We start from the raw sequence: 15,926 nt of genomic DNA on the forward strand, positions 1-15,926 counted from the left end.
CGCCCTACTCTTCACTCAACGAGCACATGCTCCAACACCACCTCCAGCGGGTGACGCAGTTGCTTGCTGGCCAGGCGCTTGACCTGGCTGCGGCACGAATACCCCGTCGCCAGTGCTTCACCCGCCTTGTCCAGCTTGCCCGCCCATGACTGCTCGAAGATAGTCCGCGAGGTCTCCTGGTTACGCGCTTCATGGCCGTAGGTGCCCGACATGCCGCAACAGCCGGTTGCCTCGGTCACCAGCTTCAGCCCAAGCCTGGCAAACACGGTTTCCCATTGCGAGGTGCTGGCCGGGACGTTGGTCTTCTCGGTGCAGTGCGCCATCAAACGGAACGTCTGATCAGCGTGACGGGACCTTTCAGGCAACACATCAACCAGCCACTCCTGGGGCAGTAAGACTTTCGGGCAGCCGTCGAGGCCCGGCACTTTCTGATATTCCTGGCGATAGACCAGCGTCATCGCCGGGTCCAGGCCAACCAACGGCACGCCACAGTCGGCCAGGGCCTTGAGCTGATTGGCGTTGCGGATCGCCGCTTTGGCGAATGCACCGAGGAAACCCTGCACGTGCAAAGGCTTGCCGTTGGCACTGTAGGGCGCCAGAAACACGCGGTAGCCCAACTGATGCGCCAACTGGATATAGCTCGCCAACAGCGGCGTTTCAAAGTAGCGGGTGAAGGCGTCCTGCACCAACACCACGCTTCGCTCACGTTGCGCGGCAGTCAGTTCGCGCAGGGCGGGCACGCTGGCGACAGCGACTTTGCAGCGGGTCAACGTGTTCTGCAGGTCGAAGCGGTGGATCAGCGGACTGTCGAGCATGCCGACGTGTCGCTCCAGCAAACGACTCACCCAATTCGAACCCATCACCGCGTTGTACAGGCCCGGCGCGTAGGCCATGTAGGGAATGGTGAACTCCAGCGAGCCGATCAGATAATCGCGCATCGGGCGTTGATAGCGACCGTGATACAGCTCGAGAAAACGCGAGCGGAATTCCGGGACATTGACCTTGACCGGGCATTGTCCCGCGCAGGATTTACAGGCCAGGCAGCCTGCCATGGCGTCGTACACCTCATGGGAGAAATCCGCCTCGCCGCGCGAGCGCGCCAGGTTGTTGCGCAGTCGCGTCGGCAACCCGCTCAACCACGTCAACTTGCCCCGGGCCGCTTGCAACACATCAATATTGGCCGCGCCTTGCAGACGCAACCACTCGCGAATCAATGACGCCCTGCCCTTCGGCGAATGCTGGCGTTCCCGGGTGGCTTTCCACGAGGGGCACATCGCATCGTTGGGGTCATAGTTGTAGCAAGCGCCGTTGCCGTTGCAGTGCACGGCGCTACCGAAACTCTGCCAAACGCGTTCATCGATTTGTCGATCCAGATCACCGCGCAGCGTCACTTCGTTAACCTTGAGCAAGCCTTGGGCTGCATCCGGCGGGGTGCAGATCTTGCCGGGGTTGAGCTGATTGTGCGGGTCGAACGCGCCCTTGAGCGATTGCAGCGCCGGGTACAGTTCGCCAAAAAAATCGGGGACATATTCCGAGCGCAAACCCTTGCCGTGCTCGCCCCACAACAGCCCGCCATAACGCCGGGTCAGCTCGGCCACGGCATCGGAAATCGGCTTGACCAGCGCGGCCTGCTTCGGGTCTTTCATGTCCAGCGCCGGACGCACATGCAACACGCCGGCATCGACGTGACCGAACATGCCGTAGGCCAGGCCATGGCTGTCGAGCAATGCGCGGAACTCGGTGATGTAGTCGGCCAGTTTCTCAGGCGGTACGGCGGTGTCTTCAACAAACGGCTGCGGGCGGACTTCGCCTTCGACGTTGCCCAATAGCCCGACGGAGCGCTTACGCATGGTGTAGACACGGGTCACCGCTTCAGCACCTTCGGCCAGCGTGTGGCCCAGCCGTTCGATCGTCGTATCGGCCTGCAAATGCGTCACAAACGACGCCACGCGAGCGTTCACCTCCGACAGGTCTTCGCCGCTGAATTCAACCAGGTTGATACCCAGCGTCGGGCGCTCGGCATCCGTCGGGAAATACTCGGCGACGCTGTGCCAGACGATGTCTTTCATCGCCAGCAGCAACACTTTGGAGTCCACGGTTTCGATGGACAGCGGCTTGTGTGCCAGCAATGCATTGGCATCGCGCAGCGCATCCATGAAGCTGCTGTAGCGCACGTTCACCAGCACCGAATACTTGGGAATCGGCAGCACGTTGAGCTTGGCTTCGACGAGGTAACTCAACGAACCTTCCGCACCGCACAGCACGCTATTGAGGTTGAAACGCCCCTGCTCGTCGCGCAGGTGCGCCAGGTCGTAACCGGTCAGGCAGCGATTGAGTTTGGGGAACACCGCCTCGATCAGCTCGGCCTGGGTTTCCTGGATCTGCCGTGCGGTGCGGTACACCTCGCCGATACGGCCGGGTTGCGCACATGCAGCTTCCAGCTGTGCGTCGGACAGCGGCTGGCTGTGCAGGCGCTCACCGCCGAGCAGTACGCTGTGCAGCTCCAGCACGTGATCGCGGGTCTTGCCGTAGGTGCAACTGCCCTGGCCGCTGGCGTCCGTGTTGATCATGCCGCCAACGGTGGCCCGGTTGGACGTCGACAGCTCTGGGGCGAAAAACAATCCATGAGGTTTGAGCGCGGCATTGAGCTGGTCTTTGACCACGCCCGCCTGCACCCGCACCCAACGTTCGGCGACGTTGATTTCGAGGATGGTGTTCATGTGTCGCGACAGGTCAACCACGATGCCGTCGGTCAACGACTGGCCGTTGGTGCCGGTGCCGCCGCCACGTGGGGTCAGCTTGATCTGGCGAAAGCGCGGTTCGGCCATCAATGTTGCGATGCGCACGATGTCGTCTGCATCCAGTGGGAACACCGCCGCTTGCGGCAGACGCTGGTAAATCGAGTTATCGGTCGCCAGCACGGTGCGGGTGGCGTAGTCGGCACTGAGCTGACCGCGGAAACCGGCGGCACGCAAGGCCTGGAGGAATTCCGGGTACTGTGCGGCGGGTGCAGCGGTAGGCAACTGGGCGATCATCGCTGGAAAATCTCTTGTAGGTCTAATCACGGAAATCAAAATACTTGTCGCCTGAGCATTAATAGGTCAGCCTCAGGTCGTCGGCTAAGCCAATGATCCTGTAGGTTTTGGTGCCGGACAAACGGATAATCCTGCCGCTATCGATGACTTTTACGAATGAATTACCGCCATCTCACCCCGTCCATGTCCTTGCTGTTGGCTTTTGAAGCCGCCGCCCGGCATGAAAGCTATACCCGCGCCGCGCTGGAGCTGTCACTGACCCAAAGCGCCGTCAGCAGGCAAGTCCAGGCGCTGGAGCAGCAACTGGGCCTGACGCTGTTTCGTCGCGAAGGTCGGCAGGTGCAATTGACCGACGTCGGTCGTCTTTACCAGCGGGAAATGAGCGACGCGCTCGGGCGCATCCGCAGCGCTACATTGCAGGCGCTGGCTTATCAGTCAGGCAGCGGCACCTTGCGCCTGGCCACATTGCCCACGTTCGGTTCGAAGTGGTTGTTGCCGCGCCTTCATGACTTCTACAAAACCCATCCCGGCATGCTGGTGCACATCAACTCCCGGATCGAAGCCATCGACTTCGAAACCAGTGGCATCGATGCCGCGATCGTCGTCGGCACGGCCGACTCGCCGGGCCTGATCAGCCATCGCCTGCACACAGAAGAGTTGATGGTGATCATTTCTCCAGAAGCGGCCGAGGCCCATGACGCCTGGACCCCGGAACGCATCGGCGGACAGACGCTGCTCAACGTCGCGAACAACGCCAACGTCTGGGGTGAGTGGTTCAGCCACCACGGCCTGCCCCATCGAATGATGCGGCTGGGGCCGAGTTTCGAACTCACTTCACACCTGATCCAGGCCGTGAGAGCGGGCATTGGTATCGGTCTGGTGCCGCGCATCCTGGTGACCGACGAGCTGGCCAACGGCGAGCTGATCAGCCTGGACCAACCCTTCGCCAGCCAGCGCAGTTACTACCTGACCTATCCACCGCGCAACGAAAGGCTGCCGTCGCTGATCGCGTTCCGTACCTGGTTGCTGGCGCAGATATGACGACGTCCGCCGATGCACCGCGTCGTCTGCATCGCCAGCAAGCCGGCTCCTACAGTGCAGCGGCGCACACAAGACCCAGCCTCACCCCAATCCTGTAGGAGCCGGCTTGCCGGCGATCCGGGCAACCCGGTGTGCCAGACAAACCGCCATCGCTGGCAAGCCAGCTCCTACAAGGCAGGCGTCGCTCACCCGATCAATGAACACCCCAATCCCGTAGGAGCCGGCTTGCTGGCGATCCGGGCAACCCGGTGTGCCAGACAAACCGCCATCGCTGGCAAGCCAGCTCCTACAAGGTATGCGTCGTTCACCCGATCAATGAACACCCCAATCCTGTAGGAGCCGGCTTGCTGGCGATCCGGGCAACGCGGTGCATCAGGCAAACCTACCGCTCAAGAAACGAGTACCCGAAACTCACCACCTTGGCGTCTTCCCCATAGCCGCCCAGGAACGAAACACCCACCGGCAAATTGCCCTTGATGGTGCCCGCAGGAACCGTGATCTCGGGGAACCCGGTCGCGGAGGCAATGTACGAAGACGCATAGGTATCACCGGCCTTGCAGACGTAACTGTCATCCGTCACGCCATGAACCACCGACGCCGGGCAATTGATGGTCGCGAAAAACAGGCTGTCCACTTTGTTCTTCTGCATGATGCCCATCAGTTGCGCACGCAATTGCGGAATCTTTCTGGAGAGGATCGAGATGTACAACGGCGAATCGGTGCTATTGGTTTTCGATAGCGCTTCCAGCCCGGCCAGGCGCGCCGGGTTCATTCCGTGCGGACCATTTTCGGCCTGATTTTTCCTGGCAAGCCCCAGAAACCCTTCCAGCGTCCGCGGTTGGTTGGCACCGAGGGTTGCCAGGTAGCGTTCGAATTGCGGCTTGAATTCGCTCTCTCCCACCGGCCCCAGCACATCGCTCCAAAGCGTTTCAAAGCCCTTTGGCAGGTCAATGGCAACGACATGAGCCCCCCGCTTGGCAAGCGTTTCCTGAGCGGCCGTGAAAACCGCATCCACCTCAGGGTTTGCGCCTTTGAAGTTTGTGATGACCCCGATGGTCTTGCCTTTCAGTGAGGTACGGTCCAGTGCTTGCTCAAACTGTATGCGGTCTGAAGCCACGTCGAGAGTCGCGGAATCGCTGTTGTCCTGGCCCTTGATCGCATCCAGCACGATTGCCTGATCCACCACACTGCGGGTGATCACTCCACCGGTATCGAACGCGAGCGACAGCGGAATGATGCCGCTGCGACTGATCAGCCCGAGCGAAGGTCGAAAGCCCACGGTACCGGTGACGCTGGCCGGCGCCCGGATCGACCCGCTGGTATCCGACCCCAACGCAAAAGGCGCAAATTTCGCCGCCACCGCCGCAGCCGAGCCGCTGCTGGAGCCAGACGCATCGCGCTTGGTGTTGTTGGGATTCAGCGTCTGCCCGCCAAACGAGCTGTAGCCAAACCAGCCAAAGGATGCAGCCAGTTCGGACATGTTGGCTTTACCGAGAAGAATCGCTTGCCCGTCGATCAGCTTCTTGACGGTGAATGCATCCTGGTTCGGCAGAGAGGAACGCAACACATAAGAACCACCAGAGGTGACCATGCCGCGGGTATCAAAGTTGTCCTTCGCGACAAAGGGAATACCGGCCAGAGGCGCATATTGAGCAGTGGGATTTTTGGCTCGTTGGGCATCCCATTTCCGCGCCTGTTCGATCGCCGTTTCATTGATCGTCACCAGCGCGTTGATGTTTTGGCCCTGGTGATTGTTGGCGCGAATGTTATCCAGGTAATGCCTGACCAGTTGCTCGGAAGTGATCGTCCCGTTGTTCAACGCCTGCCGCATATCGGCGAGCGTCATGTGGTCGATGGCGACATCGGCCTGAGCACTTGCCGCAAACATCACGAATGACCATGCCACGAACTTTTTAATCGACTGCATTAATGATTCTCCAGGCGAACGCGTCCCCTGTAGGGCCCGCAGCAAGCCGGCTCCTACAGTTAATGTGTGTGATGCATGAATTAGAGCAACTTGCTGTGCTGCAGGAATTCCTTGGACACGCTCTCGATCGACTCACGGCCTACGTCGACCCGGGAGTTGAGGCCGGCAATGGTTTCGTCGTCCAGTTTGGAAGAGAGCGCATTGAGCAATTCGCCGATCTTCGGATTCTCTTTGAAGACTTCAGTACGAATCACCGGCGTCAGCGCATAGCTTGGGAAAAAGCCTTTATCGTCCTTCAGCACAACAAAGCCAAAGGCTGGAATCCGCCCGTCAGTCGACAGCACCAACGCCACATTCACCTGGCCATCCCGAAGCGCCTGATAGGTCAGCCCACCGTCCATGCGCACGACGTTCTTGCGTTCGAACTCAAAGTCGTAGGTCTTTTGAAGAGGCTGCAAGCCATCGGGCCGCGAAAAGAACTCAGCGTTGGAGGCGAATTTATAGACTTTGCCTGCTCCGATGTTTTTTGCCAGGTCGCTGATCGAGACGATGCCATCCTTATCGGCCTCGTCCTTACGCATGGCAAATGCGTAAGTGTTGTTGGCTTTTGACGGGTTCAACCACGTGATGCCCTTCTCTGCATCAAGGGTGCTGATCTTCTTATACGTTTCCTCGGCACTCAGCTTGTCCATGACTTTGTTGTAAGTGATCAGCGAAGTGCCGGTGTATTCCCAATACACATCGACCTGACCGTTCTCTTGTGCCGCGCGTAATACCGACGAACCCAAATCCGGACGCTTATCGACGTTGTAGCCATTGGCGCGCAACAATTGCGTGGTCATTTCCGCCACCAGCTGCTGTTCGGTGAACTTCTTGCCGCCGACCACTATCGTGCTGTTGGCAGAAGCACTGCCCACGACACCTGAAACAAGACTCAGCGTACAGATCAGACTGACTAGCATTCGATGAATCATGGTGCACCTCGTATTATTGGTTTTTATCGATGGTTTTCTAATTCATTCACGCCCGGCCAACCTCAAGCCCCGCGACACGGCAACGTTCTGGATCAAACCGCACGACAGGTCGACCGCAATCGCCAACAGCGCGGTTGACGCGGCCCCGGCCAACATCATTCCGAAGTCGTTCAGGTCGATGCCAGTAAAGATCAACTCGCCCAGCCCTCCTCCGCCGACCAGAAAGGCCAGCGGCGCGGTACCGACGTTGATGGCGAGCGCCGTGCGGATGCCGGCGAAAATCACGTTCATCGCATTCGGGATTTCGACTTTCCACAGGGTTTGCGCAGGCGTCATGCCCATGGCCTCGGCCGCCTCCACCAAGTGCTGCGGCACCGCGCGCAACCCTTCATAGGTGTTGACCGCCACCGGCAACAACGTCGCGACAAACAAGCCGATGATGGCCGCGCCACTGCCTACGCCGATGAAGCTCATGGCCAACGCCAGCAGTGCGAGCTTGGGAATCGCCTGCCCGACATTGAGGAACTGCATGCTGGCCATGGCGTAGCGCTGGTTCGCGGGACGGCTCATCCAGACGCCGAGTGGCAGCGCTACGGCCAGCGCCAAGGCGCCACTGATGGCCACGATCTGCAGATGCTGAACCGTGAGGTAGCTGATATCGCCCCAGTAAAACTGAAGCCCTTGCCAAAATCTGATCATCAAGTCAGACATCGTCAGTGCACCGCCGGAGTAATGTTGTCGACAAGCCTTGCCAGGATGTCGGTCTGATGGACGTAGCCGATAAAGCGCCCGTCGCTGTCGTTGCACAGCGCCCAGTCCTGGCCGCGCCCCAGTAGCTGCGAAAGCACCTGGCGCAGGTCATCTCCGGGTTTCACCACCAGTTGCGAGCGTGTGGAGATGGCGCTGTTGCCGCCCACGATCTGCATCTGTTCCCTTGGCGGGATCTTGCTGGCGACATCCGCCGCCCGCAGCAGACGCAGGCGCTTCATGATCCGGTCGCCGCCCATGAAATTCGCCACGAACTCGCTGTTGGGCCGGGCCAACAGGTCATCCGAGCTGCCGAACTGCTCGATCTTGCCGTTGTGGAACAGCGCGACACAGTCCGCCATCTTCACGGCTTCGTCGATGTCGTGACTGACAAAGAGCACGGTCTTCCCGACCTGGCGCTGGATGCGCATGAACTCGTCCTGGATCACATCCCGGTTGATCGGGTCGATCGCACCAAACGGTTCGTCCATCAACATCACCGGCGGGTCCGCGGCCAAGGCGCGGGCAACCCCGACGCGCTGCTGTTGGCCACCCGAGAGTTCACACGGGTAGCGCTTGAGGAATTTCGACGGATCCAGCGCGACCACTTCCAGTAATTCCGCCGCTCGCTTGCGGCTTTTGTTCTTGTCCCAACCCAACAGATTGGGGACGACGCAAATGTTTTCCTCGACGGTCATGTTCGGGAACAGACCGACTTGCTGAATCACGTAGCCGATGGATCGCTTGAGCGTGACGCTGTCCAGTTCGGCCGTATCGCGACCACCGATTCTGATGGTGCCCGACGTGGGCGTGATCAGGCGGTTGATCATCTTCAGCGTCGTGGTTTTGCCACAACCCGACGGCCCGAGCAGTACGCAGATCTGTCCCTCTTCAACGTTGAACGAGACATCTTCTACGGCGGTGATTGAGCCAAATTTTTTGTTCAGGTTTTCGATCTGGATCACGTCGTCGCTTCCTTCATTCGGCCAGTGGCCACTTTGTTCTTGTTCAGGCCTTTCGGCGTCAGGAGGCGCTGCAAGGCGTACAGGGCATAGTCAGCCGCAATGGCAATGACGCTGATGACGATGGCGCCGGCCAGCAGCTGCCGGGTATCCGATTGGGCGATGCCGCGAATGATCAGGCTGCCCAGACCACCAGCGCCGATGTAGGCGGCGATGGCGGCGATCCCGATATTGATGACCGTAGCCATCCTGACGCCGGCCATGATCAGAGGGACCGCAATCGGCAGCTCGACCTTGCGCAGCCGTTGCCAGGTGGACATGCCCATCCCGATTGCCGCTTCGCGCAAGGCAGGATCGATATTGGAGATCGCGGTGGTGGTGTTGCGGATGATGGGCAACTGCGAATACAGAAACAGCGCAATGACCGCCGGTACAACGCCGATCCCATAGCCAATCAGGGACAAGACCGGAATCATCAGCCCGAACAGCGCGGCAGAAGGAATAGTCATCAGCACAGCGGCGAAGGCCAGGACCCACCGGCGGGTTCTGGGGTGCTGGGATATCGCGATCCCGACAGGCACGCCGGTCAGAATCGCCAGCCCCACCGCTACCGCCACGATGAGCAGGTGCTGTCCGAGGAGCAGGCTGATCAGCCCGCCGTTTTCCAGAATGAAACTCAAGGTTTCCATGGTTGATAGGCCTTCTTTACGTCATTGTTGTTTTTGCCGGCTGAGCATCTGGAAGTGGACGCCGGATTTGTAAGGAACCTTACCGCGCTCACGAACGGAGCCTGCGCTTTGAGTTCGACGATTTCTATCAAAAAACCGACGTCACGAGACCCGACCGCGTGCGGTGCGATGTGAAGGATCGAGTCATGAAGAAAGCATACAGGATCGCCAAATCACCCAGGCCCGCCAGTGCGCACCTGCTGTCGGGCCAAGTCATTAGCTAGCTATTGGGTTTTGCGGGGAGGATTGCTCGGTGGGGGTTGGCGAGGGATTGACGCCAATTTACCAAGGGCTGAAATCAGGAATGGGCATCATCAAATTTCCGCCGCTCTTCACCCGGCGTGCATCCCCACACGCGACGGTAGGCGGCCCCCAGATGCGAGGCAGAAACGAAGCCGCAGCTGTAGGCAATGGACGCAATGGGCTGGGTGCTTTCACGCAGCAATCGGCGTGCTTCGTTGAGCCTGAGCTCCAGATAGAATTTTTTCGGGGTCATCCCGAAGTGCTGGTGCCACAAGCGCTCCAGCTGACGATGGGACAGATTGCACCGGTCGGCGATCTCTTCGATGCCGACAATGTTTTCCAGGTTGTCCTCCATGGCGGCAATGGCCGCCGTGAGCCGTCGATCGTGAATCCCGAATCGCCACTGGATCGACATCCGCTGATGTTCTTCCGGCGCCCGTATCCGCGCGTGCAGGAATTGCTCGGCGATGCTCGCGGCCAGCGGGTTACCGAAGTCCAGCGCGATCTGCGCCAGCATGAGGTCGATGGCCGCCGTTCCCCCGGCGCAGGTCCAGCGATTTCCATGGTTGACGTACAGTTCTTTGGTGACTTCGATGGTGGGAAACTCTTCGGCAAACTGACCGATCGACTCCCAGTGCAGCGTGCACCGCTTCCCTTCCAGCAGCCCGGCACGGGCAAGAATGAACGTACCGGTACTCAGTGCGCCAACGGTGACGCCACGGGACGCAGCGCGCTGTAGAAAGCGCAGCATTTTCGGCGGTTTCTGATGTTCGATGTCCAGGCTCGCCAGGACAAAAACGCGATCGACCTCGGGCGCTTGATCAATCGGCACGGTCTGGATTTCGATACCACTGCTGGAACTGACCGGCCCGCCGGACTCCGTGAGCAGGGTCCACTCATACAGCGTTTTCCCGGAAAGCCGGTTCGCCGCCCGCAGCGGCTCGCTGGCGCCAGCCAATGCCATCATGGAAAACTGAGGGAGTATGAGCAGGCCGATTCGCTTGGTTGTGTAACCGTTCACTGGCGTCGCTGCTTCAATGGGGCTTGTCATCGCCAGATCCTTGTCATGAGTGGGTCCAGCCGTTCAGACATCACGGCTCAGGCCAGCCCGAGGGAGTGGCTTTGGACACGCTATGTTAGGGCCTTGGGACACATTCAGCCAGATCGATTCCTCGCAACGACGAACGCTGCGGGACCTCATTGCAAGGTCCCGCAGGAGAGTGGCGAGCGGATCAGCTGCGGGCGCGGATCGCCTCGTCGATGCTCTGGATCATCGACTTGAAAACAGGGCTGTCGACCTGATTCTGCTGGCCATGCTGCATGTGCGGGATGATCAGCGCACCCGCACCTGCATCACCCGGGTAGTGCCGGTGCAAACGCTCGGATTCCGACGGCATGTGCAGGGTGTTCTCGGCGCCGTGGATGATCAGCGCTGGCGGGAAGCCTTTTGCCCCCTCGATGGACTGCTCCGGGTCATACGCCACATAGGACTTGTAGGATTTTGCCGTCACATGCGTGCAGCCAGGCCAACGGTCGGCGCCGCCCGCTTCGGTGTAGCCGCCCAGTTGCTGATCAACGTAGGCCTGGGTTTCAGGATCGAGCGGGTAATAACCCAGACGAGTCGATTCGGTCCCGGTATCAAACGGCGGGATCGGCGCGTCATCCGCCAATTGCTGGATCGCAGCGTCGGCGGCGGCTTTGTCGGTGCGCAAGGCTTGCAACTTGCTGATGTTGGTGTAGCTCATCGGCACCCAAAACCGGATCTGCTCGCCACCCGCTGCGGCGAGTTCAGCCACCGCGCCGAGGCTCGCAGTCGAGCCCATCGCCCAGGACGCCACGACTGGCATCTCGCCAAAATTGTCTCGTGCCCAGGCTACGGCGCCGAGGACTTCATCCTTCTGGTCTTCCAGGCTGACATCGGTGATCTCGATGCCTGCGGCCTTAATCGTGTTGCGGATGTATTTGTTGGAAAAGAAACCCGCCACGTCATACGTCATGACTCGATAGCCCCGGGCCGCCAGGGCACGGCCGAACAGCTGACCGTACATGGTGACGCCGCCGGTGAAGCCGGAGTTGAAGATGACGGGTGGAAGTGCCGCGTCGATTTGTTCTGGCTGAAAGACCGTGCCTTTGAGGCTCAGGGTTTCATCGCCGTACTGAACGGCAAAGTTGATTTCTTGGGTAATGATGTTCGTCATCGCTGGGTATCTCGAAGTGTGAGTGTGGGCGTAGATCAACTAACCAACTGGCCAGAAGCTCCTCGAAGAAGTTGGCCAACGGGAATTCGGGTTTCTGTAGAAACAAGCTGCGCAACGGCATCGACGAAATCGAAAGCGCTGGGCAAATCAAACAGCTCGGAATACGCCACACCGTTGTTGTCGGTTCCCACATGAGGGGCGTCGGTGGCTTCCAGGAGAATCTTGTCGGCGCCGAGGGCGCCGACTATTTGCGTGACGAAACGTGCGGTTTCCACGGGAGAGACCGAGGTGCGATAGCCCGGCCCCTTGAACCACACGTTGCCTCGCCTTCCCGCCTCGGCAAGTAGCGCAAGGTAAGCCGGCTCCGTGGCGCCGCGCTCGCTGTGGCAGCTGCCCAGATGATCGATGATGACGCGCACATCGTCAGGGATCTGGCGCAATACGCGCAGATTGGTCTCGGCCTCTTTCGCATAAATGTGCAGGTGCTGGTGCGGTAACAGACGCGCATAAAACGCCGACCATTGCTCATCACTGAAGCGCGTATCGGAAACCGTTTCAGGCCTGGCATCGTGCAGAACGATTCGCGCGCCGATAACCTGCGGGTGCGAAAGGCGTTCTTTGGTGGCGTAAGCGGGTTCGGCCTTGATCGTCCCGACCAACCTGACGTCCTCATAGCGCGAAGGATTCGCAGCCTGGAGACTCTTCAGTTCATCAAACGAAGCAAACACGTTTTCTGAATCCGGCAGGATACTTAGATGGACATTGTTAATGACTGTCGGAACCACTCCGGCATCAATCAGCTTGTCCAGATAAGTCGTCAGCGGATGCGGTTCAGGCAAGGTGTAAGGCAGCGAGCCAGCCACCCGACGAAGATCATCCGACGTGTAAAAGTGAACGTGACTATCAATTCTTTTGTTCGACGGCAGCATGATTATTGTTTCCTGCTTTTGTGCGAAAACAATAATCGTCGTCAGCGCTTCGTCGCTCCCGTCAACCCGACGTGTAGTATCAAAATTTCGCCATTTGTGATTTGACGGGTACGGAGGACTCTGGAAACAGCGCCTGGACCGGGATGACCGGATTTGCTCTCGGTGCTACCGATTGCGCTTGAAGGCAGCGGCGCTGCTGCATTGCGGGCGGAAATTGAACAACATGAAAAAAAACTTCGACCAACTGATGGTCTTACTGTCGGTTTGGGGGATGGCGAAAATTTGTTGTCCTGAGCTTGCTGCCAAATCGAAAGGTTAGCAGGCCCTCTTCCTCGAACTTCAGTTCCGATTTTCGGTAGAGCGCACCCAACGAACCGTTTTTTGCTTCGCGCACATCACTCCAGCAACGAGACCAGGCGCGGTTCTAAAGCAGTCTCGAATACCTCCAGCAACGCCAGCGTCACCGGCAGTTTGAAGCGCCTGCGCCCCGCACTGCCCGGATTGAGATAAAGCACTTCACCGCGCCATTCGATGCACGGCTTGTGCGAATGGCCGGTGATCACCAGTTTGACCGTCGCATCAAGCACGGCCGGGACATCGGCAATGTCATGCACCAGCAACGCCTCCCACCCGTTGAGGTCGAAACGCAGGCAATCTGCAAGATCCTTTGCCCAGGGAGCGTCAAGATCATTGTTCCCGCGCACGACATTCAATGGAGCGATTGCCCCCAGCTGCTCAAGGATTTCGGAGCTACCGATGTCGCCCGCGTGGATGATCCGCTCACACCCCTCCAAAGCCGCAAGGGCCTCAGGGCGAAGCAATCCATGGGTATCGGAAATCACGCCAACCTTCATACAAAGCTCCCGACCAGGCTCAAGCAGTGGAGCATCACAGACTAAACCAACGGCTGATGACTGGTCACACAATGTATGCCGCCACCCCCAGCGGAAATTGCGTCGATGTTCAGCTGCACCACCTCTCGATCCGGATAGAGCCCGGACAACAGATCAAAGGCTTTTGCATCTGCCGCCTTGTCACCAAACTCCGGCGCAATCACCGCGTCGTTGATCACGAAGTAGTTGATATAGCCGGCTGCAAAGTCCGGGTTGTTGCGGTTGAACCTGCTCTTTCGTGGATTGAGCGGCGGCGACACAGTATGGACTTGCAGCTTGCGGCCATCGGCATCCGTGGCATTTTTCAGAATTTCCAGATGAGCCCGCGTGACCTTGTAATCGTATGACTCGGGGTCGTTGTCGAGGTTGGCGATTACCACGCCGGGCTTGACGAAACGCGCGTAGAAATCGACATGCGCATCGGTGATGTCCTTGCCCTTGATGCCCGGCAGCCAAATGATTTTGCGCAGGCCCAAGCGGGCTTTCAGTTCTTCCTCGACCTCGGCCTTGCTCCAGTCAGGGTTGCGATTTTTATTGATCCAGCTGCTCTCGGTCATGATCCCGGTGCCGTGACCATCCACTTCGATACCGCCGCCCTCGCCCACCAGTTCGCTGCGCAGGTAACGCGCATCCGTGGCGTCGGCCACCTGTGCTGCCAGTTGCGCATCTTCGGCGTGCTGCTGTTTGTTGCCCCAGCCGTTGAAATTGAAATCCACGGCGCCAAGTACGCCCTTGTCATCAATGACGAAGTTGGCGCCGATGTCGCGCATCCAGATGTCGTCGAGTTCGGTGACGACGTAGGTGATGTTGCTCTTGCCGCAATGCTCTTCGGCCAGGCTCCGCTCGTGCTCGCGACAGAAAACGGTAACCGGTTCATGGCGGGCGATGGTGTGCGCAATCAGGCCAATGGCCGCTTGCACGTCGGCGGTGAAATCCTCCCAGATCGCCTCTTGTGCACCAAAAGCAATGAAGGCTTGCTCGTGGCGATCGCCCTCATCCGGCATGCGCCAACCGACTTGGGTGGCTGCGTGCGCGGACAAAGGCGTCAGGCCAAATCCGATGGAGGCAACCGCCCCCATCCCCGCCACGACCGAAACCTGCTTGATGAACTCGCGACGCGTCGACATGTATTGATCCTTGGAAAGTGAACTCATTTTGCGGTGGCCGTCTTGAACTTGGTCCAGGTGCGCATCCGCGCGCGCATATCGGATTGTGGGATGTCCTTGCCCGGAATCAGCCGCGCATAGGTGGCTTCATCAAGATAGATGTCCGGGTTGTTGCGCATTGTCGCATCGACGCTCGGCCGCGCCTTGGCGTTGGAGGTCGGGTAGCCGGTGAAGTTACTGATGTCGGCCATGTTCTGTGGTTGCATGACGAAGTTGATGAACGCATAAGCGTACTCCGGATGTTTCGCATCGACCGGAATCGCCATGGTGTCCATCCACACGGTGGTGCCTTCACGGGGGATGCGGTACTCGAATCGGGTGCTTTTGCCGGCGCTGTCGGACGTCCGTTGCGCCTGGGTCATGTCGCCGCTGTAACCGAGCGACACGCACAGATTGCCATTAACCAGATCGGTCACCGGCTGCGACTGGAACTTGCGAATGTGTGGCCGCAGTTTCATCAGCAATTCACTCGCCGCCGCGAGGTCTTCGGGCCTGGCGCTGCGCGGTTCCCGACCGAGGTAATTGAGCACCACGGCGAGCACTTCGTCCGGTGAGTCGATCATCGAAATACCGCAGTCGGCAAATTTGCCGGCCAGTTCCGGCTTGAACAAGATATCGAGGCTGTTGACCGGCGCATCGGGCAAGCGCTGTTTGATCTGCTCATCATTGTAGGTCAGGCCGATGGTGCCCCACGTGTAAGGCACGGTGGCCTGACTCGAGGTTTCATACTGCCTGCGCAGTTTCTGCAAACCGGGCTCGATGTCGTCCAGCGCGGTGAGTTTACTGCGGTCCAGCGGCAGCAGGCTGCCGGCGCGCATCAAGCGTTCGGCCACCGTGTCGCCAGGGAAGATCAGGTCATAACCGCTGCCACCGGCGAGCATCTTGGCTTCCAGCGTTTCGCTGCCATCCATGACGTCATAGATCACTTTGATCCCGGTTTCGGCGGTGAATTTCGCCAGCGTGTCCTCGGCGAAATAATCGGCCCAGTTGTACAGCCTGAGGGTTTTCTCTTCGGCGTGCAGCGACGACGAGGCCAGTGCCAACCCCAAGGTGCCGAGCAACAACGTGTGCGCAATGCCCATA

The 15,926-nt window shown here is 59.3% G+C and carries 13 protein-coding genes; 1 reads left to right on the plus strand and 12 read right to left on the minus strand.

Features of this window, described 5'->3' with window-relative positions:
• Positions 1 to 11 precede the first annotated feature (11 nt).
• Positions 12 to 3,035, minus strand: coding sequence for an FAD-binding and (Fe-S)-binding domain-containing protein (locus tag ACM6IO_RS15125; RefSeq protein ID WP_414911768.1), 3,024 nt, complete (start codon positions 3,033 to 3,035; stop codon positions 12 to 14).
• A gap of 156 nt (positions 3,036 to 3,191) precedes the next feature.
• On the opposite strand from ACM6IO_RS15125, the gene ACM6IO_RS15130 reads away from it, so the two are divergent.
• Positions 3,192 to 4,076 (plus strand): LysR substrate-binding domain-containing protein, encoded by an 885-nt coding sequence (locus tag ACM6IO_RS15130; protein ID WP_192228267.1) that lies wholly within the window; start codon positions 3,192 to 3,194, stop codon positions 4,074 to 4,076.
• 382 nt (positions 4,077 to 4,458) lie between these two features.
• On the opposite strand, the gene ACM6IO_RS15135 is transcribed toward ACM6IO_RS15130, so the two are convergent.
• From ACM6IO_RS15135 to ACM6IO_RS15185, 11 genes are all read right to left on the minus strand, one after another.
• Entirely contained in the window at positions 4,459 to 6,003 is a 1,545-nt protein-coding gene (locus ACM6IO_RS15135; protein ID WP_414911769.1) for an amidase family protein, read from the minus strand.
• A gap of 80 nt (positions 6,004 to 6,083) precedes the next feature.
• Positions 6,084 to 6,965, minus strand: coding sequence for a glycine betaine ABC transporter substrate-binding protein (locus tag ACM6IO_RS15140; protein ID WP_223553166.1), 882 nt, complete (start codon positions 6,963 to 6,965; stop codon positions 6,084 to 6,086).
• 54 nt (positions 6,966 to 7,019) lie between these two features.
• On the minus strand, positions 7,020 to 7,676 hold the full coding sequence (locus tag ACM6IO_RS15145) for an ABC transporter permease (RefSeq protein ID WP_223553164.1): 657 nt from the start codon (positions 7,674 to 7,676) through the stop codon (positions 7,020 to 7,022).
• 14 nt (positions 7,677 to 7,690) lie between these two features.
• On the minus strand, positions 7,691 to 8,689 hold the full coding sequence (locus ACM6IO_RS15150) for an ABC transporter ATP-binding protein (RefSeq protein WP_192228270.1): 999 nt from the start codon (positions 8,687 to 8,689) through the stop codon (positions 7,691 to 7,693).
• The gene (locus ACM6IO_RS15155; RefSeq protein ID WP_192228271.1) at positions 8,686 to 9,375 is read right to left on the minus strand and encodes an ABC transporter permease; all 690 of its coding nucleotides are present in this window, start codon (positions 9,373 to 9,375) and stop codon (positions 8,686 to 8,688) included. The genes ACM6IO_RS15150 and ACM6IO_RS15155 overlap by 4 nt, the downstream gene beginning before the upstream one ends.
• A gap of 337 nt (positions 9,376 to 9,712) precedes the next feature.
• Positions 9,713 to 10,708 carry a GlxA family transcriptional regulator gene (locus tag ACM6IO_RS15160; RefSeq protein ID WP_008038932.1) on the minus strand — a complete coding sequence of 332 codons (996 nt, stop codon included), beginning with the start codon at positions 10,706 to 10,708 and terminating at the stop codon, positions 9,713 to 9,715.
• Between the two features lie 181 nt (positions 10,709 to 10,889).
• Positions 10,890 to 11,855 carry an alpha/beta fold hydrolase gene (locus tag ACM6IO_RS15165; protein ID WP_008038933.1) on the minus strand — a complete coding sequence of 322 codons (966 nt, stop codon included), beginning with the start codon at positions 11,853 to 11,855 and terminating at the stop codon, positions 10,890 to 10,892.
• Positions 11,856 to 11,890: 35 nt separating this feature from the next.
• Positions 11,891 to 12,784 carry an amidohydrolase family protein gene (locus ACM6IO_RS15170; protein WP_414911770.1) on the minus strand — a complete coding sequence of 298 codons (894 nt, stop codon included), beginning with the start codon at positions 12,782 to 12,784 and terminating at the stop codon, positions 11,891 to 11,893.
• A gap of 395 nt (positions 12,785 to 13,179) precedes the next feature.
• Positions 13,180 to 13,638: a metallophosphoesterase family protein gene (locus tag ACM6IO_RS15175; protein WP_414911771.1), complete on the minus strand. Its 459-nt coding sequence runs from the start codon at positions 13,636 to 13,638 to the stop codon at positions 13,180 to 13,182.
• A 41-nt stretch (positions 13,639 to 13,679) separates the two neighbouring features.
• Positions 13,680 to 14,804, minus strand: a complete 1,125-nt coding sequence (locus ACM6IO_RS15180; protein WP_414911772.1) for an agmatine deiminase family protein — start codon at positions 14,802 to 14,804, stop codon at positions 13,680 to 13,682.
• A gap of 23 nt (positions 14,805 to 14,827) precedes the next feature.
• Complete coding sequence (locus ACM6IO_RS15185) at positions 14,828 to 15,925, minus strand: extracellular solute-binding protein (protein ID WP_414911773.1); 1,098 nt, start codon at positions 15,923 to 15,925, stop codon at positions 14,828 to 14,830.
• Between the last annotated feature and the right edge of the window lies 1 nt (position 15,926).

It is taken from the genome of Pseudomonas sp. IT-P44, from assembly GCF_949768225.1.
GTDB classification, from domain to species: domain Bacteria; phylum Pseudomonadota; class Gammaproteobacteria; order Pseudomonadales; family Pseudomonadaceae; genus Aquipseudomonas; species Aquipseudomonas migulae.